The organism is Parahaemophilus parainfluenzae, assembly GCF_001053575.1.
Lineage (GTDB): Bacteria > Pseudomonadota > Gammaproteobacteria > Enterobacterales > Pasteurellaceae > Haemophilus_D > Haemophilus_D parainfluenzae_S.
The window spans coordinates 51,852-72,664 of sequence record NZ_JVSL01000011.1; the positions used below are offsets into that span (position 1 = coordinate 51,852).

Annotated in this window: 20 protein-coding genes; 5 read left to right on the forward strand and 15 right to left on the reverse strand. The window is 38.0% G+C overall.

Annotated features, from left to right (window positions below):
* Positions 1–14 precede the first annotated feature (14 nt).
* The 5 genes from AC979_RS00915 to AC979_RS00935 form a co-directional block, all read right to left on the reverse strand.
* Positions 15–1,010, reverse strand: a complete 996-nt coding sequence (locus AC979_RS00915) for an ABC transporter substrate-binding protein (RefSeq protein WP_049372487.1) — start codon at positions 1,008–1,010, stop codon at positions 15–17.
* A 163-nt stretch (positions 1,011–1,173) separates the two neighbouring features.
* Entirely contained in the window at positions 1,174–1,839 is a 666-nt protein-coding gene (locus tag AC979_RS00920) for a DUF484 family protein (protein ID WP_049372488.1), read from the reverse strand.
* A gap of 64 nt (positions 1,840–1,903) precedes the next feature.
* Entirely contained in the window at positions 1,904–3,202 is a 1,299-nt protein-coding gene (gene purA / locus AC979_RS00925) for an adenylosuccinate synthase (protein ID WP_049372489.1), read from the reverse strand.
* A gap of 130 nt (positions 3,203–3,332) precedes the next feature.
* Entirely contained in the window at positions 3,333–4,685 is a 1,353-nt protein-coding gene (gene lysC, locus AC979_RS00930; RefSeq protein WP_049372490.1) for a lysine-sensitive aspartokinase 3, read from the reverse strand.
* 165 nt (positions 4,686–4,850) lie between these two features.
* Positions 4,851–5,549, reverse strand: a complete 699-nt coding sequence (locus AC979_RS00935) for a SanA/YdcF family protein (protein ID WP_049372491.1) — start codon at positions 5,547–5,549, stop codon at positions 4,851–4,853.
* 156 nt (positions 5,550–5,705) lie between these two features.
* On the opposite strand from AC979_RS00935, the gene metX reads away from it, so the two are divergent.
* A complete protein-coding gene (gene metX, locus AC979_RS00940; protein WP_049372492.1) occupies positions 5,706–6,791 on the forward strand; it encodes a homoserine O-acetyltransferase MetX in 1,086 nt (361 codons plus the stop codon).
* Between the two features lie 45 nt (positions 6,792–6,836).
* On the opposite strand, the gene AC979_RS00945 is transcribed toward metX, so the two are convergent.
* Positions 6,837–7,391 carry a nitroreductase family protein gene (locus AC979_RS00945; RefSeq protein ID WP_049372493.1) on the reverse strand — a complete coding sequence of 185 codons (555 nt, stop codon included), beginning with the start codon at positions 7,389–7,391 and terminating at the stop codon, positions 6,837–6,839.
* Positions 7,392–7,502: 111 nt separating this feature from the next.
* Between AC979_RS00945 and sppA the strand changes: the two genes are divergently transcribed.
* Positions 7,503–9,365 (forward strand): signal peptide peptidase SppA, encoded by a 1,863-nt coding sequence (sppA, locus tag AC979_RS00950; RefSeq protein ID WP_049372494.1) that lies wholly within the window; start codon positions 7,503–7,505, stop codon positions 9,363–9,365.
* A gap of 61 nt (positions 9,366–9,426) precedes the next feature.
* On the opposite strand, the gene AC979_RS00955 is transcribed toward sppA, so the two are convergent.
* From AC979_RS00955 to AC979_RS00980, 6 genes are all read right to left on the reverse strand, one after another.
* On the reverse strand, positions 9,427–10,359 hold the full coding sequence (locus AC979_RS00955; RefSeq protein ID WP_049365906.1) for a bile acid:sodium symporter family protein: 933 nt from the start codon (positions 10,357–10,359) through the stop codon (positions 9,427–9,429).
* A 96-nt stretch (positions 10,360–10,455) separates the two neighbouring features.
* Positions 10,456–11,259, reverse strand: a complete 804-nt coding sequence (locus AC979_RS00960) for an ATP-binding cassette domain-containing protein (RefSeq protein ID WP_049372495.1) — start codon at positions 11,257–11,259, stop codon at positions 10,456–10,458.
* Positions 11,259–12,314: an oligopeptide/dipeptide ABC transporter ATP-binding protein gene (locus AC979_RS00965; RefSeq protein WP_049372496.1), complete on the reverse strand. Its 1,056-nt coding sequence runs from the start codon at positions 12,312–12,314 to the stop codon at positions 11,259–11,261. Before AC979_RS00965 ends, AC979_RS00960 begins: the two co-directional genes overlap by 1 nt.
* A gap of 3 nt (positions 12,315–12,317) precedes the next feature.
* On the reverse strand, positions 12,318–13,205 hold the full coding sequence (locus AC979_RS00970; protein ID WP_049372497.1) for an ABC transporter permease subunit: 888 nt from the start codon (positions 13,203–13,205) through the stop codon (positions 12,318–12,320).
* On the reverse strand, positions 13,195–14,160 hold the full coding sequence (locus AC979_RS00975) for an ABC transporter permease (RefSeq protein ID WP_049372498.1): 966 nt from the start codon (positions 14,158–14,160) through the stop codon (positions 13,195–13,197). Before AC979_RS00975 ends, AC979_RS00970 begins: the two co-directional genes overlap by 11 nt.
* On the reverse strand, positions 14,160–15,860 hold the full coding sequence (locus AC979_RS00980) for an ABC transporter substrate-binding protein (protein ID WP_049372499.1): 1,701 nt from the start codon (positions 15,858–15,860) through the stop codon (positions 14,160–14,162). The genes AC979_RS00975 and AC979_RS00980 overlap by 1 nt, the downstream gene beginning before the upstream one ends.
* An 88-nt stretch (positions 15,861–15,948) precedes the next feature.
* Between AC979_RS00980 and AC979_RS00985 the strand changes: the two genes are divergently transcribed.
* The 3 genes from AC979_RS00985 (at position 15,949) to AC979_RS00995 (ending at position 18,934) form a co-directional block, all read left to right on the forward strand.
* A complete protein-coding gene (locus AC979_RS00985) occupies positions 15,949–17,358 on the forward strand; it encodes a YcjX family protein (RefSeq protein ID WP_049372500.1) in 1,410 nt (469 codons plus the stop codon).
* Positions 17,359–17,467: 109 nt separating this feature from the next.
* On the forward strand, positions 17,468–18,028 hold the full coding sequence (gene sodC, locus AC979_RS00990; protein ID WP_005695896.1) for a superoxide dismutase family protein: 561 nt from the start codon (positions 17,468–17,470) through the stop codon (positions 18,026–18,028).
* A gap of 93 nt (positions 18,029–18,121) precedes the next feature.
* Positions 18,122–18,934 carry a DUF5677 domain-containing protein gene (locus tag AC979_RS00995; RefSeq protein WP_049372501.1) on the forward strand — a complete coding sequence of 271 codons (813 nt, stop codon included), beginning with the start codon at positions 18,122–18,124 and terminating at the stop codon, positions 18,932–18,934.
* Positions 18,935–18,985: 51 nt separating this feature from the next.
* Here AC979_RS00995 and AC979_RS01000 read toward each other — a convergent pair whose 3' ends face one another.
* The 3 genes from AC979_RS01000 to AC979_RS01010 are packed head-to-tail and all read right to left on the reverse strand — an operon-like array spanning position 18,986 to position 20,717.
* Entirely contained in the window at positions 18,986–19,264 is a 279-nt protein-coding gene (locus tag AC979_RS01000; RefSeq protein WP_049372502.1) for a heavy-metal-associated domain-containing protein, read from the reverse strand.
* 9 nt (positions 19,265–19,273) lie between these two features.
* On the reverse strand, positions 19,274–19,636 hold the full coding sequence (locus AC979_RS01005) for a mercuric transporter MerT family protein (RefSeq protein WP_049372503.1): 363 nt from the start codon (positions 19,634–19,636) through the stop codon (positions 19,274–19,276).
* Positions 19,611–20,717 carry a transglutaminase-like domain-containing protein gene (locus AC979_RS01010; RefSeq protein ID WP_049372504.1) on the reverse strand — a complete coding sequence of 369 codons (1,107 nt, stop codon included), beginning with the start codon at positions 20,715–20,717 and terminating at the stop codon, positions 19,611–19,613. Before AC979_RS01010 ends, AC979_RS01005 begins: the two co-directional genes overlap by 26 nt.
* Between the last annotated feature and the right edge of the window lie 96 nt (positions 20,718–20,813).

The following is a 20,813-nucleotide window of genomic DNA, read 5'->3' on the forward strand; positions in this document are numbered from 1 at the left end:
CGACTCCTTACTGATTAACGACCTTGAAGAATTTGAGTGAAATGTTTAATTGTTTCTTCTTTTTCTGACATTAATTTTTCATAGTCAATAGGAATCGCTCTTGATACGGCATCTTCTAGAGATGGCATACCAAATTTAGCATCAAGTTCAATACCTTTTCTAACTGGTAATGTCCCTTCATTTGCAATAATTTTCTGTCCATCTTCAGAAAGTAAGAAGTCAATAAATTTTTGTGAAGCAGCAAGGTGTTCAGTACCTTTTAAGATTGCTGCAGGGCTAGGGATGACGAGCATTTCTTTTGGATAAACCAATTTTAATTGCGCGCCTTTTTTAATTTTATCGTTGGTAATATAGTCAACAGCGAGAGAGGCTAATAAATCACCAGATGCGGTATCGTCGATAACTTGTCCTGCACCTTTACCTACTTTAGCTTTATTTGCTTTTAATTTTTCAAAGAATTCCCAACCAAATTTATCTTTTAATAAAGATACACTCATATATGACGTACCCGATAATGCAGGATTTGCAATACCAAACGCACCTTTATATTCAGATTTTAAGATATCAGTCCATTCAGCAGGCGGGTTATCTTTAACGAAGCGGGTATTGTAGGCGATTGCTAGTGTACCGAGGCGGATTGGGGTAAAAGAACCATCAAAGTTAGGGATTGGGTTAACAATATTGGCAGTTTCAGGAGAAATATAAGCTTCAAGCATGCCATTTTTTTTCATTTGGAAGAAGTCAGGTACTTCACTTGTCCAAATCACATCGGCCATAATTTTCCCGGATTCTTTTTCCGTTGCAATTTTAGCCATTAATTTTCCGGCGCCGGCAGACTGATAATCCATTTCAACATCTGGATGTTTTTCAGTAAATTTTGCTTTTAATGCACCAATTAATGATTCTTTCATTGATGTGTACACAATTAATTTTTCTTGTGCTGCAGCCATATTACTAAGTGACATACCTAGTCCAATGGCAATCAATGTTAAAGACATTTTTTTATTCATAATGAAACCTCACTGAGATAGGGATAAAATCAGTAAATGAGATCAAACTACGATCGACATTTATACCAAAACATCTAACCTACAAAATACGCTTAAATATTTGAATATAAAAGTCTAAATTTGAATAATTTTCAGATTTGTGACAGAGATCACTTAATAACCTTTAAAGCCATCTTCCCAAATGCAATTCCACAATATCGACTAAATGTCGAAGAAATGTGGTGTCTTGGTCATTGTGGAAACGGTCTGTGTCTCGAGATTTGAAGAGTAAAAGTGCGGTTGGTTTTTGCGGTGTTCCACCTAAACGGCAAATCGCCACAGTGCCGATAGGGAGCTCTTCTGGAAGGAACATGAGGGCTTTTTCTTTATTGGAGAGATCGCCTAAATAGAATTGGCGTAAACCCATACGCTCTAGGCGAATAAGTTCAAAGGCTTTTCGGTCTAACCAATGTTGCTCAGGAATAGTGCTATTTTTTTGCCAACTATCCGTGAAAAGTAATATTTTAGCGCCTTCTAACTCATAGCCTTTTGCCCAGTCATCAAGCTTTTCATTGATGGCAATAAAGTCATTTGTTTGAAATAGTTTTTTTTGCAAAGGCAAGAGGGCAAAGAAAATATCTGCTTCTTGATGAGCAAGCTGATGAAATTTTTCGAGGAGTTGAGTAAGCGTTTTAATTTGTTTTCGTTGCTGAGCAAGCTGTGCTTCGACTAACGAAATCGTCCCTTCTTCATGGCTATGAGGAATGGTAAGCTGTTGAAGTAGTTCTGGGCGATGGGTAAAAAAATCAGGATGATTTTTTAGGTAGTCCACAATATCTTGTTCAGTCATTAAAAACTCCTTAAAAAATAACCGCACTTGGTTATGCCAAAGTGCGGTTTATTTTTATGTTGTTTTAGGCAGCAAATGGATCGCGTAAAATCATTGTTTGAACACGATCTGGGCCCGTTGAAAGGATAGCTACTGGCACGCCAGTTACTTCTTCGATACGTTTGATGTAATTACGGCAAGTTTGCGGTAATTTATTTACATCAGTTACACCGAAGGTGTTTTCTTTCCAGCCGGGTAAGGTTTCGTAAATTGGCTCTACGCCTTCCCAATCTTTCGCTGCTAATGGTGCATATTCAACGATTTCGCCATTTGGCATTTTGTAAGCTGTACAGATTTTCACTTCATCGAAACCATCTAATACGTCTAATTTGGTCATACAGAAGCCAGAAATAGAGTTAAGTTGAATTGCACGGCGAATGGCTACTGCATCAAACCAACCACAACGACGAGGACGACCAGTTACCGCACCAAATTCATTACCTTTACGAGCAATTTCAGCACCAGTTTCATCGAATAATTCTGTGGTGAATGGACCGCCACCAACACGTGTACAGTATGCTTTGATGATACCTAACACATAATCAAGGTTACGAGGGCCAAACCCAGAACCAGTCGCTACACCGCCTGCTGTAGTGTTAGAACTGGTTACATACGGATAGGTGCCGTGGTCGATATCAAGCATGGTACCTTGTGCACCTTCGAATAAAATGTTGTCTCCATTTTTGCGAGCAGTATCTAAGATAGTTGTGATATCTGCCACCATACCAGTAATAATATCAGCTACCGCGAACACATCGTCTAATGTTTTTTGATAATCAACAGGCTCTACTTTGTAGTAGTTCACCAATTGGAAATTATAGTATTCAAGGATATTTTTTAATTTTTCAGCAAAGGCTTCGCGATTGAATAAATCGCCCACACGTAAACCACGACGAGCCACTTTATCTTCATAAGCTGGGCCGATACCACGACCGGTTGTACCAATGGCTTTTTTGCCTAACGCGGCTTCACGAGCGTGATCCATTGCAACGTGATAAGGCAGGATTAATGGACAAGCTTCTGAAATTAATAAACGTTCACGTACTTTTACGCCACGGCTTTCTAATTCGCCCATTTCTTGCATTAATGCAGCAGGAGAAAGTACCACACCGTTACCAATTAAACAGGTCACGTTATCACGTAAAATACCTGATGGAATTAAGCGTAATACAGTTTTTTCACCATTAATAATTAACGTGTGACCTGCGTTGTGACCACCTTGGTAACGCACCACATATTTAACTCGATCCGTTAATAAATCAACGATCTTGCCTTTCCCTTCATCGCCCCACTGAGCGCCAAGAACAACAACACTTTTTCCCATAATTTCCGCCTTAAGTTTGCGTAAGTTTATAAATTAGACAAATGATTACTTTACTCTTTTTTGGTCGTAATCTCAAATTTTAAACGTAAAAAAGTGCGGTTATTTTTAACCGCACTTTTTATTAAATTTATTATTCAAACAAAGATTTGTGTAATGAACGAACCACGTCATCTGCTTTATCGCTCATCGCGAGCATACAAATGTTATTCGTGCTTGCGCCATAGCTAATCATGCGAATGTTATAGCCTTCAAGAGTGTCAAAAATACGTTTTGCCACACCTGAAGCGAGGTGTAAGTCATTTCCAATTAATGCGACAAGAGATAAGCCTGTATCAACTTTCACGGTGCAGTATTGGCTTAATTCTTCTAATAATTCTGGTGAAAGTAATTCTACACCAGATGAAGCTGAGCCAGTTTTATCTAAGGTTAATGCAATGCTTACTTCAGAGGTTGTGATCGTATCCACTGAAATTTTATATTTCGCTAAGATAGTGAATACATTCGCTAGGAAGCCTTGTGCATGTAGCATACTGAGACTTGAAAGGGTTAATAGGGTTTGATCGCGACGTAATGCAATTGCACGGAATGTTGGACGAGGTTGAGGATCACGAGTTACCCAAGTACCACCAGCCTCTGGTGCTTTACTTGAACCCACATAAACAGGGATATTACTGCGCACAGCAGGAAGTAATGTCGCAGGGTGTAATACTTTCGCACCAAAGGTTGCCATTTCAGCTGCTTCAGCAAAGCTCATGGTATCAATACGTTGTGCATTTGGTACGATACGTGGGTCAGTCGTATAAATACCGGCCACATCAGTCCAAATTAAGACGTCTTTTGCGTTTAATACTTCTGCTAAAAGTGCAGCAGAGTAGTCGCTACCACCACGTCCTAACGTTGTGGTTTTACCGCCTGGTTCACGACCGATAAAGCCTTGAGTGATGACTAACTCACCACGGTCAATTAATGGTTTTAATAAATTATCACAGTTCGCTTGAGTTTGTGCATCATCTGGTGCGGCTTTACCAAAGTTATCATTAGTTGCCACTAAAGTACGTACATCAACCCAAGTTGCAGAAGTTTGTAATTCTCTTAATACTTCAATGAAAATTTGAGTTGACATCATTTCACCATGACTAATGAGTTCATCAGTTAAAGCAAGTGATGTCGCAAGGCTAGCCGCTTCAGAAAGTGCGGTAATATTTTCTAAGTATTTTTCAATGATAGGACGAATGCGACTGTCATCTTTTAATTCATTTAAAATGTTTTCTTGAATTTGACGGACTTCACCAATTAATTTTGTACGTTCTTCAGCTTCTACGCCATTGGCTAAGGCAACTAATAAGTTTGTTATACCAGCTGATGCAGAAAGTACCACTACGCGAGTATTAGGATCTGCAATGACGATTTTGGCACAAGCTTGCATAGCGGAATAGTTTGCGACAGATGTGCCACCAAATTTTGCTACCGATAAATGAGACATAAGATAATCCTCTAAAATGAAAAGTAAGATGTTGTGTTTTATGATGGCTATTAGAAATAGCGATTTAAGTAAAAATTGTCAAATAAATATGATAAAAAATCGTATAAAAATCTTTTTATTTAGATTTTTTTTGATTAAACAAGGTAAAAATTAAAAAATCATTAACTATTCGGCAGGTATTGGCAGAGGTTCTGGTGCACCGAGAAAATAAGGTTTTACACCGATAATTAAGTCTAATACGGCTTTTACGCGAGCAAACATTTCGCGGACACGTGTTCCAAAATAAACTTCTGGCTGTTTTGCGGTGAAACAAATTGCGTCAATATCGTAATGTTTAGCAATAAGCAGAGCACGTTCACAATGGAATTTTTGACTGATAATAGTAAAAGAGGGCACTTGGAAAACTTTATTTGCTCGCACAACAGAGTCTAAGGTGCGGAAGCCTGCAAAATCTTTAAACATGACGCTTTCAGACACGCCCATTTTACGTAGATCCAAAAACATGGTACGCGGCTCGTTGTATTGAAGCGTGCGGTTATCGCCACTTAGTAGTAGATAATCAACTTTATTTTGATCGATTAAGTATTTTGATGCTTCTAAGCGATAGTCATAATATTTATTGGTTTTTCCCTTAGCGACATATTTGGATGTACCTAGTACTAGTGCGTAGTGACGATGCGGGAGCGTTTCAATGTCTTCATACACGCGATCTTGTACATAGAAACTAATAGCACGATCAATGGTGAAGCAGCCAATCAAGACGAGTAAACCTAACCCCAAGGCGTAGCCGAGGAGTTTTTTCAGCGGAAGGCGAGAGAGCCATGAAAGTGCGGTCATTTTTAACCGCATTTTGGATAGTTGCATATGGCTAACATACTGAAAAATCAAAATAATTTCAAGTGCAATTTGTTTACCAAATTGATAGGGAAATATTTAGACGTCTAAACGTCTAAAATTTCTTGACAAAAAACATGAGCTGTTGATAATTGTTAAATCATCAACGTAAAAGGTTATCATTTAATGGCTGTGCAAAATGTCGTGCTTTTTCAAGACAATCCCCTCCAATTAACATTGGGTGGTCAGCTTTCGCCTATCAATGTCGCATATCAAACTTACGGGACTTTAAATGCAGATAAAAGCAATGCTGTATTAATTTGTCATGCCTTAACGGGAGATGCAGAACCTTATTTTGATGAACCGAATAAAGATGGTTGGTGGCAAAATTTTATGGGCGAAGGTCTAGCTTTTGATACATCTAAATACTTTTTTATTTGTTCAAATGTATTAGGTGGTTGTAAAGGGACGACGGGACCAAGCTCAATGAATCCCACTACGGGAAAACCTTACGGTAGCCAGTTCCCCAATATTATTGTTCAAGATATTATTAAAGTGCAAAAGGCTTTACTTGATTATCTTGGCATAGCGCATTTAAAAGCAATAGTGGGCGGATCCTTTGGCGGTATGCAAGCTACACAATGGGCAATTGATTATCCGGATTTTATGGATAACATTGTGAATCTTTGTTCTTCCATCTTCTTTAGTGCGGAAGCCATTGGATTTAATCATGTGATGCGTCAGGCTGTCATTAATGATCCAAATTTTAATAATGGCGATTATTATGAGGGGACACCGCCTAATCAAGGGCTTTCCATTGCTCGCATGTTGGGAATGTTGACCTATCGGACAGATGTACAGTTAGCCAAGGCATTTGGGCGAGCAACTAAATCTGAAGGACAATTTTGGGGTGATCACTTTCAAGTGGAATCCTATTTGAGCTATCAAGGTAAAAAATTCTTAGAGCGTTTTGATGCTAACACCTATTTGCATTTATTGCGAGCTCTCGATCTGTATGATCCTAGTGTAGGGTATGCAGATGTGAAAGAAGCCCTATCTCGAATTAAAGCTTGCTATACATTAGTTTCGGTGACGACAGATCAACTATTTAAATCCATTGATTTACATAAAAGTAAACAGCTTTTAGAACAAGCAGGCGTGGATTTAAAATTTTATGAATTCCCATCGGATTATGGTCATGATGCTTTTTTAGTGGATTATACGGCGTTTGAAAATAAAATTAGAAGTGGGTTAGAAGGCGAGTCTGAATAAGAACAATAAAAAAGGCGGAAATTTCCGCCTTTTTTGATTTTTTCTTTATAGATGACTCACGAAACGTGACAAATCTTTGGGTTTACAGTCTCTTTCTAATTTTTCAGCTGCTGTACCAATTTGTAATAAGGCAACAATCTTATCATTTTTACCACAACCAAATGCTTCACGTAATTCACGCCCCTCAACGAGAGGACCTGTTGCCCAAAAACTTTCAAAACCCAGTGCATTGCCTGCAAGTTGAATCGCATAAGTTGCCGCACCCGCAGTAAGCATTTGTTCCCAACCCGGTACTTTTTTCACTTCATGATTAATTTTAGCAATCACCGCAATGATCATTGGCGCACGGCGTGCAAAATTCTCTGCTTTTTTTAATCTTTCTTCACCTAAATCAAATTCAGTCACCGCTGCTTTGAGCAAGCTTTCCAATTTACTTAAACCTGTACCTTGGATAACTACGAAATGATAAGGTTCAAGTTTACCATGATCAGGGGCATGTAAAGCCGCTTGAAACATTTGTTCTAGTTGCACTTGGCTGGGGGCTGGTGCTGTTAATTTTTTATTCGATTTACGTTGTGTTAAAAGGGTTAATGCATCCATAGTATTTTCCTTCTTCTAGTTAAGTGCAGTTGATTATAGCATAGTTTTTCACAGGACTTTATGATAGGCTACGCACAATTTTTATTTCTGTTTTTAAAGGTTTAATTTCACATGAATGCCATATTAAACGTATTGAAATTTTGTTGTAAAGCACTCAATTTTATCCGAAATCTTGTGATGAATTTTGTGTTCTTACTATTTGTTTTAGCGTTAATTGTCCTTATTAGCCTTTTTAGTGATGGCAAGAAAAGCCAAGTCTTATCAGGCGATCAAGGTGCATTATATTTAAATTTAACAGGTTATCTTGCTGATAACACGGAAGATATGCTGAGTTGGCAAGAGGAATTCCAACGTTTAAATAATGAAAAAGTTTCTTACAAATATTCAACCTTTGATGTGGTGCAAAGTATTTTATCTGCAAAAGATGATGAACGCATTCGTGGTTTAGTATTGAATCTAAATGACTTTGAAGGGGGAGATCTTCCATCATTAGAGTATGTAGGAAAAGCGATTCAAAGTTTTAAAGAGTCAGAAAAGCCAGTTATTGCTTATGCTGACAATTACACACAATCACAATATTTCCTTGCGAGTTTTGCGGATGAAATTTATCTCAATCCAATTGGGCAAGTTGGTATTCAAGGTTTACGTCAGGAAAATCTTTACTTTAAATCCATGCTCGAAAAACTTGAAATTACACCACATATTTTCCGTGTGGGGACATATAAGTCCGCGGTAGAACCTTTCTTGCGTGATGATATGTCGCCAGAAGCAAAAGTGAATATGCAAAAATGGCTTGGAGGCATGTGGCAAAACTATATGCAAACACTAATGGTTAATCGCCATATTACCGCCAATGATGTATTACCGAATGCACAAAAATATATTAGTGATTTAAAAGCGTTAAAAGGTGATGAAACGGCTTATGTGAAAAAACGTCAGTTAGTGACACAGTTTGCGACAAGATTGGATTTAGATAAAAAATTGACCGCACTTTTCGGTCAAGGTGAAGAAGGCAAAGCCAAATTAGTGGAGTTTGAAGATTATTTATCTGATTTAGGCGATCGTTTCTCAGTGGATCCAAATGAAAAAAATATTGTTGCGGTAGTGAATGTAGAAGGGACGATTATTGATGGTGAAAGCGATGAAGAATCAGCTGGCGGCGATACCATCGCGAAGTTATTAAGACAGGCCTACGATAATGAGAAAGTGAAGGCGGTTGTTCTCCGAGTTAACTCGCCGGGTGGCAGTGCATTTGCATCAGAAATTATTCGCCAGGAAACTGAAAATCTTCAAAAAGCAGGCAAGCCTGTTGTGGTATCCATGGGGGGCATGGCAGCATCTGGTGGTTATTGGATTTCTTCAACTGCCGACTATATCGTGGCAGATAAAAATACGATTACAGGTTCAATCGGGATTTTTGCATTATTCCCAACCTTTGAAAATACAATCAAAAAAATGGGAATGAGTACCGATGGCGTAGCGACAACAGATCTCGCGGAAACCTCAGCGTTAAGCCCATTAGGTAAGAATACACAGGATATTTATCAACTTAGTATTGAAAATGGTTATGATCGTTTCTTAGATGTGGTAAGCCGTGGGCGTCAATTATCAAAAGACAAAGTGGATAAAATTGCTCAGGGCCAAGTTTGGTTAGGACAAGATGCACAGAAAAACGGCTTAGTTGACGAATTAGGTGATATTGATATAGCCATTGATAAAGTGGTCGCGCTAGTCAATCAACATCCGGATAAATATATGGATAATTTTAGTGTGCAATGGTTGGTTAATGAAGATAATAACTTCTTAGCTAAATTAGATCGTAAGCTTAAACAAAAAGGCCAAGCGCTACTGACAAATTGGTTAGGATTACCACAGGAAGTGCATCAAGTGAAAAAACAACTGAATGTGTTAACCAAATTTAATGATCCAAAAGGGCAGTATTTATATTGTTTAAATTGTGGTTCAGTTAAGTAAAACAGTAAAATGTAAAAAGGGCGGAATGTAATTTCCGCCCTTATTTTTTTACCCAAATCGCTTATTTTTCATTTTTGATATTAGAGAAAATATTCGCCAAAATTGGACCCGATACATTGTGCCAGAAACTAAATAAGGCACTTGGTACCGCTGCAATTGGGTTGAAATGAGCAGCAGCTAATGCAGCACCTAAACCTGAGTTTTGCATACCTACTTCAATTGCTACAGCTTTACTATCCGCCGTATTAAGTTTAAATAATTTTGCTGCAAAGTAGCCAATTAAATAGCCTAAGCAGTTATGTAAAACCACTACGCTAAAAATTAATAGACCAGATTCGACGATTTTATCTTTACTTACTGCTACTACCGCTGCCAAGATTAAGACGATAGAGATAACAGAGACTAATGGCATAGTTTGGCTTGCTTGTTCCACCTGTTTTTTGAAGAGCGCACGAACGACTAACCCTAAGAAAATTGGGAACAACACCATTTTTAATACAGACATAAACATTGCGCCTGCATCAATATCTAACCATTGACTTGCTAATACATAGAAAATAGCAGGGGTTAATACTGGTGAAAGTAAGGTTGAGATAGTGGTACAAGCAACAGAAAGCGCGGTGTTACCTTTCGCTAAATAAGTCATTACGTTTGATGACGTACCACCTGGGCAAGAACCCACAAGAATCACACCAACTGCTAAATCAGCCGGTAAATCAAAGGCTTTTGCTAATCCAAATGCAATAGCAGGCATGATAATGAATTGACCCGCTACACCAATGAATACAGATTTAGGGTGTTTAGCCACTTCACTGAAATCAGCGAAAGTTAAGGTAATCCCCATGCCAAACATCACCAAACCTAAAAGGTAAGGAATGTAGGGGGCAAAAATTTTGAATTGCTCAGGGAAGAGAAAGGCGAGAAGAGCAAAAACAATCGCCCATAGTGCGAAAGTTTTGCTCACAAAGTTAGTGAGTTTTAATAATGCTTGCATAGTTGCTTTCCTATTTTGTTAAAAAGAATGAAAAGAGCGGTCAATTTTAAAGACGTTTTTTTGAGATGTCTATGACTAACTTGTATTTGAAGATGCTTAGGAAGTGGTTGTTTGCCAAGCATTTTCATCAAGCAATTGACCAAAATGGCTTTCTACAAGAAGACGAGTAATATTGTTTTGAGGATTGGTGAAGATCTCTCTTGGTGTACCTGATTCGATAATTTCACCTTCATCCATAACTAGCACTTGATCCGCAATATGTTTGATAATCCCTAAATTTTGTCCAACATAAATATAGGAAATGCCTAAGTGTTCTTGTAAATCTAAAATTAGATTAAGCAATTGAACACGAACGGAAGCATCTAATGTACCAAGTGCGTCATCGATAATAATCACTTCAGGCTGAAGAATGAGTGCGCGAGCCAAAGCGATCCGCTGTTTTTGACTGACAGAGAGGTGTTTAATTTTAAGATTAGTATAATCTGGATAAAGCCCTACTAATGAAAGGGTTTCAAAGATCTTTTGATTGCGAGTTTCTTCATCCCAATCGGTAATTAATCGCAGCGGGGCATCTAAGGCTTGGCCAATATTTAAGCGAGGGTTAAACGCTGAATTTGCATCTTGGAAAACCATTCGGATATGTTGTGCACGATAGTGAAAATCTTCAAATTGGAGCGGTAAATCATTAAATAAGATTTTTCCAGATGTAGGAGGGGTAATTCCTGCAATCATTTTCACTAAGGTGGATTTTCCTGAGCCATTTTTACCAATAATCGCAAGTGTTTCTTTCCGACTAAGCGAAAAACTGACATCCTTTACCGCATAAAATTGCTCAGAGCCAAAAAGTTTGGCTGGACCATCAAAGGTTTTACTAAGATTTTCCACTTTTAATAATGGCATTATTCGTTTCCTTTTGATTCTGTGTTGAGCGTAAGCGGTGAAGCGGTCACTTTATCTTTAAACTGCCGTTCTCGAAGATTTATCGGATGATGGCAGGAGAACTCATGCTGTTTAATGCGATAGCGGCTTGGTTTTTGAATGCATTCACGTTGAGCGAAAGGACAACGTGGTCCTAAACGACAACCAATCGGCATTTGTTCCAAAATTGGTACTGTGCCTTCTAGTGTCCCTAATTTGCTTTTAAAACTTAAAGGACGACTAAAATCTGGAACAGAGTAAAGCAATGCCTGCGTATAAGGATGGTGAGGCATTTCTAATATTTGGTCGGTTGGCCCAGACTCTGTATTTTGCCCACAATAAAGGACGGAAATACTATCACACCATTCGCTGATACTTTTAAGATCGTTACTAGCTAATAAAATTGTCGTACCTTGGTTTTGGTTCATACTTGAAAGCAAGCGGAAAATTTGCAATGCCGTAATGGATTCCAAAGAATTAGTGGGTTCATCCGCAATTAGTAATCGAGGTTGATTCGCCACTGCTATAGCTATCATCACCTTTTGACCTTCACCTTCAGTGAGCTCATCAGGATAACTCGCCATAATGTCCTTGTGGTTTTTAATCCCTACACGGTGCAGTAATTCAATCACACGACGTTTTTTCCAACCAAACCACTGCCACCAGCGGCCTTTAAAGGTCCAGTTTGGAATACTTTGGATAAGCTGTTTACCAATTTTTCGGCTTGGATCAAGGCAACTTAATGGGTTTTGGAAGATCATTGAAATTTCTTTTCCAACGATTTTTCGACGTTGATTCGGTGTCAGTTTAAGCAATTCAATATCATTAAAACGAAAACGGTCAGCGGTGACAATCCAGTTATCTTTAATAGAATTACTGATTACTTTAGCGATTAAACTTTTACCTGAACCTGACTCACCGACAAGTCCTAGAATTTCACCTTCATTAAGCGAAAGATTGACGCCGTCCACAATTTTTATGCGGCCGTTTGGTGTTTGAATTTCAATATTAAGATTGCGAATATCTAACAGCGCCATGGGTTACTCGTAATATTTATTGATTGCTTGACACAATCCGTTAGTAAAAATAATGCTTAATAAAATGGTAAAAATAATAGCAAAACCTGGTAATAAAACCGTCCAAGGCGCAAGATAAATTAACTCCAGTGAGTCTTTTATCATCGCACCCCATTCTGGCATTGGTCGTTGAGCACCAAGAGAAATGAAGCTGAGCGCTGTAATATCTAAAATAGCGACCACAAATGCACGAGAAATTTCTTGCGTATAGACGATACTAATATTCGGCAAAATTGTGCTTTTTAATAGCTCCCAGTTTGAAATCCCATCTAATTTGAGTAAGAGAACATAGTCTTTTTTCAGCTCTTGCTGAATCGCTTGATAAATGGCATGCACAAAATACGGCAAAATAGCCAATAGGGTAGCAAACATCGCATTCATTAAGCTTGGTTCCATTAACGTGGAAATGATAATGGCAATCAGCAAAATAGGAATCGATAAAAAAGCATCAAAAAAATGACCTAAAAAACGCGCTTTAATCCCGTCAGACATACCCGCAAGAATACCTAGTGCGCCCCCAATAATTGCCACAGCGATAACCACCAAAAGGGATGAACCAAGCGTATATTGTGTCCCCATTATTAATCGACTGAGTACATCTCGGCCAAGATCGTCCGTGCCAAAGAAAAAGGCGATACGACCTTTTTCTACCCAAGATGGCGGCATCAATTCTTCTCCCACAAACTCCATGCTTTCGCTATAAGGCATGATGAGTTTCGGGAAAATAGCGACCAAAATCAGGATAACAAATAAATAGAAACTAAATAATGCCACACGATTTTGGCGGAAAAGCAACCAAATTTGAAAGAAGGAGGTGCTTTCGCGAAATTCATCAGGTTCTCTATCTTGCATACCAACCCTTCTTATTAAATGGATCTAACATAAACATCAGCGACTTGGCTAAGGTATCAATAATGATGATGCAAACACCGATCACTACGACACCAGCCGAAATACTGTTGTAATCTTGTTGGGTTACGGCATCAATGAGCCAACGCCCGATTCCCGGCCAACCTAAAACGTTTTCTACCAACATACACTGTGTTAATACTAAGGTAAATACACGAGTAAGCTGTGGAATCAATAATGGAAATGTATTACGAAAAACGTAACGTTTTAAAATCGTCCATTTCGACCATCCACGTGTTACTGCTGCTTTTGCATATTCTTGTTGAAGTAAATAATCAGCTCGTTGCTGAATGATTCGGATAAATTCCATTGTCGGCAGAATACAAAGCACTAATGTTGGTAAGGCTAAATGCTGTAAAACGTTTTGTACAATTTTGGTTCGGTAAGGGACATCAACAAACCACATGTCAATAGTAGGGAAGCCTGTGATAGGTTTGATTTCATACAGCAAATTATACTGCCCGATGGCTGCAATCTCCCAGCTTTGAATCGCTGCTACATAGAGTAAAATCGGGGCAAACCAGAAAATAGGAATAGATAAACCAACATTAGAGATACTTTGCAATGCGCGTGCACAAGGACGCTGATTATAGACCGCACTTAATACGCCGAGAGGAATACCTAAGATGCAAGCCAATAAAAGTGCGGTAAAACAAAGTTCTAATGTGGGTGGTAATACCGTAAAAATTAAATCTTTTAACGATTCTCCGCCGTTATAGGTAATTCCTAAATCGCCCTGTAACAATGATGTAAGGTAATGATAATAAGCACTATAAATGTTGTTTGTGACAAGATCAGCATTGAGCGGATCTCGCATTAAAATCACAAAACTTAATACAGATAAAACCAATAATAAAATGCTTACCCAAATGACATAACGAATTGCTGAAAAGAGCATTATTTTTTCTCCTTATTTTTCATGAAATACAAGGTAGAAAAATTGATGCTACCAAATGGGGTCATTTCAATTCCTTTTACATTACCACGTGCGACTAAAAGTCGTTTTACGTTTGCAATTGGCACAATAGGTAATTCGTTTAAAATGAGCTCTTGCGCATTGTTATACGCTTTAGAGCGTTCATACAAATGATTGGTGGATAGTGCACGATCCATCATCTTATCGAATTCAGGGTTACACCAATTGGATAGATTAGTGATTTCCTTTTGTGTATCACAACTTAAAATCGGGCGCATAAAACCGTCAGGATCAAGGTTTCCAGCAAGCCAACCCGTTAAGATTAAATCGTAATCTTCCGTGCCTTTGCGTAATTGTTCGATTAAATATGTACGTGTGACTGACCGCACTTTAACATCCACTCCCGCTTTGGCTAAATCCCATTTAATGAGCTCCGCCATTTTTATTGGGGCTGGGTTATACACTTGCTCTTCATTCATCACCCACATCTTTAACGTGAGTTTTTTATCGCGTAATGCTTTCTCTGCTTCAGCTGGCTGGTAATCATAAGGAAAATCAGGCGTATTAATTGCAGAAGCCCAAGAAATCTCAGGAATAATGTTATTCGCCACCGTTGCTGTGTTGTGGTAAATATTTCGCACAATTCTAAAACGGTTTAAGCTTTGTGAAATGGCTTGGCGAATGGTTTTATCCTGCATTAATGGCTTTTGGAAATTGAAAGCCAAATAGGCTAAGTTCATTCCATCCGTAGATTGCAGATAATAACGATCATCTTTTTCGCTTAATAAACCGAGTTGGCTAACTTCAGGGTAAGAAGCAATTTGGCATTCATTATTAAAGAATTTTATTAAACGTCCCGTACGATCCGTAGAAAGATCCACGATGATATTTTTAATTTTAGCTTCTTTTTTCCAATAGTCCTCATTGCGTACCAGGCGAACATATTGGTTATAAACGTAATCTTTCACTTGATAAGGGCCCGTGCCAACAGGATGTGTATCCAATTGGGTGAGATTATCATCCGCACTTAATTGATACGCATATTCTTGCGAGAAAATAATAGAGTATTGGCTAGCAAGATGGGACAGAATTGACGCATCGGGTTCAAACAGGTCAATTTTGACCTGATAAGGATTCGTTGCCGTGATACTTTTAATTTTTTGATTCAGCTTAATACTTTCAAAATACGGAAAGTGTACCTTCTTGGCCTGTTCGTGAAAGATTTTATATTGCGGATTTTTGTAGGTGACTACATCATCTGAGAGTGTTGGCAAGTAAGTATCGTGACCTAAAACGCGATTAATCGAAAAGACCACATCTTCTGCATTAAAGTCACGCGTAGGCGTAAACCAAGGAGTACGATGGAATTTCACCCCTTTACGAAGATTAATGAGAATTTGTTTACCATCAGATGAAAGAGAATAGGATTGTGCTAACACAGGAACGAGTGCGGCACTGTGATCTTTAATATCAAACAATTTGTTATAAATTTGCTCCGTCACCACATTCATACTAGTGCCGGCGTCTGCAGTTTGCGGATTAAAGGAAAAACCCGATGCATTCGTGCAGTATGTTAAGCCGTTTTCTGTCAGCATTTTGGGTATGCTTGGCGCGGCTTGTGCCAGATTAATTTGGCTCAACCCACACAATAAAAAACAAAAAGTAACATTTCGACGTAACATAGCTTTATTATTAAAGACCGTTTTGTGGTAAATTGAGTGAATTGTAAAATATCTTGGCAAAAATGGCTAGTTATTGGATTTTTAGGATATGTTTAAATCAATTAATCGGGAAATTAATCAAATAATCAATCGTGGATTTGACCGCACTTTACGTTTAGCTGTGACAGGGCTAAGTCGAAGCGGTAAAACAGCCTTTATTACGAGTTTGATTAATCAATTGTTACATATTAATCAAGAGGGAAATGCACATCTTCCTTTATTTGAGGCTGCCCGAAATCAATCTATTTTAGCGGTAAAACGTGTTCCTCAGCAGGATTTAACTATTCCACGTTTTGATTATGAAGCGAATCTCAATGATTTAATGAATAATCCACCACAGTGGTGCCAATCTACTCGAGGCGTAAGTGAAACACGCCTTGCTATTCGTTTTGAACGCCAATCAGGCTTACTTCGCCATTTTAAAGAACGTGGCACATTATATTTGGATATTTTTGATTACCCTGGTGAATGGCTATTGGATTTACCTTTGCTGAATTTAGATTTTCAACAATGGTCACTTGAACAAGCCAAAATTACATCAGGTATTCGCCAGCAGTTTGCACAAAATTGGTTGGATAAACTGAAAAAACTCGACCTAAGTGAGGTCGTCAATGAAGATGTTTTAGCGCAGATTGCAAAATCTTATACCGATTATTTGCTTGCCTGCAAAGCAGAAGGAATGCAATTTATTCAACCAGGCCGATTCGTCTTGCCTGGAGAATTAGAAGGTGCACCTGTATTACAATTTTTCCCATTATTGCACTTGTCGGAAGAACAATGGTTAAAACTGAAAAAAGAGGCGAAATCCAATAGCTATTTTGCCGTGTTAAATAAGCGGTATGATTATTATCGTAATAAGGTGGTGAAAGGCTTTTATGAAAATCATTTTTCTACTTTTGATCGCCAAGTGATTTTAGCGGATTGCTTAACGCCACTGAATCATAGCCAACAGGCTTTTATTGATATGCAAACAGGGCTTAATCAGCTTTTCAAAAATTTCCATTATGGGAAACGCAATTTACTTAATCGTTTATTTTCCCCGAATATTGATAAGTTAATGTTTGTGGCAACAAAAGCCGATCATATCACAACAGATCAAATTCAAAACTTAATTAGTCTGATGCGCCAATTGGTACAAGAGGGCGGTCGTCATGTTGAATTTGAAGGGATTGATACAGAATACACGGCAATTGCTGCGATTCGTGCGACAAAACAAGTTTTAGTTAATCAAAACGGTAAACAAATCAAAGCTATTCAAGGAGTACGTTCTGTAGATAAGCAACTGATTACGCTTTATCCGGGTTCTGTACCAAGTAAATTACCTAATGCAGAGTTCTGGTCAAAACAATCTTTTGATTTTGATTCCTTTGAACCTCAAGTTTTACAACAAGGTGAAAGCATTCCGCATTTAAGAATGGATGCAGTTTTACAGTTTTTATTGGCGGATAGGTTTGATTGATAGAAAAGTCAAATCAATTTAATTGTCAAATATTTAATATAAACCACTATTTTTTTATTGGTATTTAGGTAGAATTAATTTGAGTCTTTCTAAAGTAAAGGAGCTTATGATGAAAATGAAAACTCTCTTAGCATTAGCAATCAGCGGAATTTGTGCTGCTGGCGTGGCAAATGCACATGACCATATGGCAAAACCAGCAGGTCCTTCAATCGAAGTAAAAGTACAACAATTAGATCCTGCAAATGGTAACAAAGATGTAGGGACTGTAACGATTACCGAATCAAATTATGGTTTAGTGTTTACACCAAATCTACAAGGTTTAGCTGAAGGTTTACATGGTTTCCACATTCATGAAAATCCAAGCTGTGATCCAAAAGAAAAAGACGGTAAATTAACAGCGGGTTTAGCGGCTGGCGGTCACTGGGATCCTAAAGGTGCAAAACAACATGGTTATCCATGGCAAGATGATGCTCACTTAGGTGACTTACCTGCTTTAACTGTATTACATGATGGTACAGCAACTAATCCTGTTTTAGCGCCACGTCTTAAAAAATTAGATGAAGTTCGTGGTCATTCTATTATGATTCACGCTGGTGGTGATAACCACTCTGATCACCCAGCTCCACTTGGCGGTGGCGGCCCACGTATGGCATGTGGCGTGATTAAATAAGTCGATTCTTAAAGACAAAAAAGTGCGGTCAATTTTGACCGCACTTTTGTTATTGTTTAAAACAGAGTTAGCTAGGTTCTATGGGAAAATATTATGAATGATATAGATTTTGAACAATCTTACAAAAGATTTTCAAAAACATTAAAAATAGCAAGAAAAGTTTCTGTATTGGGTGCTTATAGAAAATCTACAGGATTTCAAATGACATTTGCTTGTATTTTATTTGCAAGAATGTGTGTTATTGCTCAAAGCATACAAAGACTCACTCAGCAAGATGTTCCAACAAAATATGTCCTAGAAAACTGGGACTATGCTTCAACATTTGGTTTAACACGGAATTTAATGGAGTGTTATCATTCTTTGTTTTATTTATGCTTTGATAACGTATCTAATGAAGAAAGACAAACGAGAAAAAATATTTTTGATTTACATGATTACTATTCAAGAAAACAGCTCTTCGGGCATTTAAATGAAGTGCCTTTAGCAACCCAGTTCCAACATGATAAAGAAAATTGCTTAGAATTCATCTTAGATAAAATACAACAAGATTCTTTTTTTAATTCATTACCCGAAAAGGAGCGAAATAGATACTTGCAAGGGAAAAGTGCTTTTATGTTGAGTAGGGAAGATATTGAAGAACGAAGCGGATTTAATAAAAGAGAATTTAGGCTATGGTATAAGCTGTTATCAGCAAATGCTCACTCTTTCCCCATGGGGTTCTACCATGTGGCACCAGGAGAAAGAGGATTAGGGGTGAAAACAGAACTTGAAGTCAAATATATATGTAAGGCATTAAGTTTATCTGAATCTTATTTAAGAAAAGGAATTGAAGGTATGATTACTGTTATTTACCCAGATATAAGAGAAAGACTTGATAATAAAGAATTAAGATTTTTAAAAATATAGTCTAAATCTGCAAGGTGAGGGTACCTTATCATAAAAACATTCAATCTTAAATTACTTCACCACTTCCGCCGTATATTCCAATTTATGAATTGCATTAATTAACTGCTCATCAGCAACTTTTGGATCTTCTACAACAGTCACAGTTCTATCTTTAATGGAGGCTTTAGTGGAAATCACGCCATCAATATTGCGTAACTCTTTGTTCACTAAATAAGCACAAAGCTGGCAGTTCATTTCATTCACTTTTAGCACAACTTGCTTTGTTTCTTCCGCTTGCGCAACAGAGATGGTGAATAATGAAAGCAAAAGTGCGGTCGTTAATTTCTTCATTTTTTGTTCCTAATTAGAAAGCTCTAAAATCCACGGTAAAATAGTTGGATAAGTTAAGAAAAAGAGCATGATGATAAATACAATCCAATACAAAACAATGAGCTTTTTACGGGAAATGTATTTGCTGCAAATGATTTTTTTGGAAAACATTAGCAACCAAAAGCCGTAGGCAAAGGCGCATAATGAAACGATAAGCATAGGAATGCGTAAATAATCATATTCACCCAAGCCAATCAACCATGTGGATGACACGCCAAAAACTAAATAGATTAAAGGCGCAATGCAGCACAAGGTTGATGCCACCGCAGCGCTTAGTGCGGTGGCAATCGCAACCCAAAAAGATTTATTAGAGCTTTTTAGAGACGTAGTCATACTTAAATTCTTTCGGGTCAAAGGAATTTAACGGGTCACCACCTACTTCGGCATACGGATAGCCAAAGTTATTGAGTGGAGCAAGTTCTGGTTGCGGATATAAATCGAAGTCGCGAGCATGGTTAAAGCCTACCCAGTTTGCTTCCCAATTACCGAATAAGTATTTGGCAACGGCTTGTGTATCTTTATCATCAACAGATTTTTTCTCTGCTAAACGCATTTTTGCTACGTCTGCAGAATCAACAGGCACCCAACCAAATCCCGCAAGATAGAATTCAGCACGACAATGCTGACCACCGCTTACATTTGCTACGCCATGTTCGTCCGCACTACCGAATGCACCTTTAGAGTATTTGCCCATTTTATCCGCTGCACCTAAACGAATACCGAAAATTTCACGAGCAGGAATACCGCTGGCACGAGCAAGTGCAACGAAAACAGAGTTAATATCAGTACATTTACCTTTTAACACACCAGTAGTCAGAATTTTTTCTACATCACCATCGCCACAGCCTAAAACAGAATTATCACGTTCCATATTGTTGACGATCCATTGGTGAATCAACTCAGCTTTTTTCAATGGATTAGTTTCAGTGCCCACAATTTTATCGGCGAACTGTTTCACAATGCCATCAGTTTTAATATGTTGAGTCGGTTTTAAATATTCTTGTACATCAACAGAATAGTGAATATCTTTTGGTGGTTTGTAATTTTCTAATGCACCTTTAACCATTGGTTCACGATCTTTGGTTTCAATCACCATTGTGATTTTTAAATCGCGTTTTTGTGCATCTTTATCCCAAGTTGCAAAGAGCGTTTTCGCACCATATTTGTTGTTTTCTGTTACATAGGCATCCAAATAGTTACCTTCAAAATGGATAGATTTTACCTGTTGATATTCGCCATTAAACGGTAAAGGTACCCACAGATTCGCTTGTCCTTGCGAACCTTTTGGCACAACTAAATCATAAGTTTGAGTGAATTCATACAGATGAGAATCGGTATTGTAGTTTGGAATGTCGGTATTGGCGTAAGTCATGGAACATGCGGAGAGTACCGCAGTGGCGATAAGTTTCTTCATGAAAAGATCCTTCTAGTTAGTTAACAGTTAAAACTTAACACATTAGATAAACTAATTGTGGACATGACTATAGTAGCTCATTTTATTTTCTAGTCA

What these genes read in the sequence shown, in the direction of transcription:
- AC979_RS00915 (WP_049372487.1), bottom strand. Translation starts at nt 1,010, where the DNA reads ATGAATAAAAAAATGTCTTTAACATTGATTGCCATTGGACTAGGTATG.
- AC979_RS00920 (WP_049372488.1), bottom strand. Translation starts at nt 1,839, where the DNA reads ATGACTGAACAAGATATTGTGGACTACCTAAAAAATCATCCTGATTTT.
- purA (WP_049372489.1), bottom strand. Translation starts at nt 3,202, where the DNA reads ATGGGAAAAAGTGTTGTTGTTCTTGGCGCTCAGTGGGGCGATGAAGGG.
- lysC (WP_049372490.1), bottom strand. Translation starts at nt 4,685, where the DNA reads ATGTCTCATTTATCGGTAGCAAAATTTGGTGGCACATCTGTCGCAAAC.
- AC979_RS00935 (WP_049372491.1), bottom strand. Translation starts at nt 5,549, where the DNA reads ATGCAACTATCCAAAATGCGGTTAAAAATGACCGCACTTTCATGGCTC.
- metX (WP_049372492.1), top strand. Translation starts at nt 5,706, where the DNA reads ATGGCTGTGCAAAATGTCGTGCTTTTTCAAGACAATCCCCTCCAATTA.
- AC979_RS00945 (WP_049372493.1), bottom strand. Translation starts at nt 7,391, where the DNA reads ATGGATGCATTAACCCTTTTAACACAACGTAAATCGAATAAAAAATTA.
- sppA (WP_049372494.1), top strand. Translation starts at nt 7,503, where the DNA reads ATGAATGCCATATTAAACGTATTGAAATTTTGTTGTAAAGCACTCAAT.
- AC979_RS00955 (WP_049365906.1), bottom strand. Translation starts at nt 10,359, where the DNA reads ATGCAAGCATTATTAAAACTCACTAACTTTGTGAGCAAAACTTTCGCA.
- AC979_RS00960 (WP_049372495.1), bottom strand. Translation starts at nt 11,259, where the DNA reads ATGCCATTATTAAAAGTGGAAAATCTTAGTAAAACCTTTGATGGTCCA.
- AC979_RS00965 (WP_049372496.1), bottom strand. Translation starts at nt 12,314, where the DNA reads ATGGCGCTGTTAGATATTCGCAATCTTAATATTGAAATTCAAACACCA.
- AC979_RS00970 (WP_049372497.1), bottom strand. Translation starts at nt 13,205, where the DNA reads ATGCAAGATAGAGAACCTGATGAATTTCGCGAAAGCACCTCCTTCTTT.
- AC979_RS00975 (WP_049372498.1), bottom strand. Translation starts at nt 14,160, where the DNA reads ATGCTCTTTTCAGCAATTCGTTATGTCATTTGGGTAAGCATTTTATTA.
- AC979_RS00980 (WP_049372499.1), bottom strand. Translation starts at nt 15,860, where the DNA reads ATGTTACGTCGAAATGTTACTTTTTGTTTTTTATTGTGTGGGTTGAGC.
- AC979_RS00985 (WP_049372500.1), top strand. Translation starts at nt 15,949, where the DNA reads ATGTTTAAATCAATTAATCGGGAAATTAATCAAATAATCAATCGTGGA.
- sodC (WP_005695896.1), top strand. Translation starts at nt 17,468, where the DNA reads ATGAAAATGAAAACTCTCTTAGCATTAGCAATCAGCGGAATTTGTGCT.
- AC979_RS00995 (WP_049372501.1), top strand. Translation starts at nt 18,122, where the DNA reads ATGAATGATATAGATTTTGAACAATCTTACAAAAGATTTTCAAAAACA.
- AC979_RS01000 (WP_049372502.1), bottom strand. Translation starts at nt 19,264, where the DNA reads ATGAAGAAATTAACGACCGCACTTTTGCTTTCATTATTCACCATCTCT.
- AC979_RS01005 (WP_049372503.1), bottom strand. Translation starts at nt 19,636, where the DNA reads ATGACTACGTCTCTAAAAAGCTCTAATAAATCTTTTTGGGTTGCGATT.
- AC979_RS01010 (WP_049372504.1), bottom strand. Translation starts at nt 20,717, where the DNA reads ATGAAGAAACTTATCGCCACTGCGGTACTCTCCGCATGTTCCATGACT.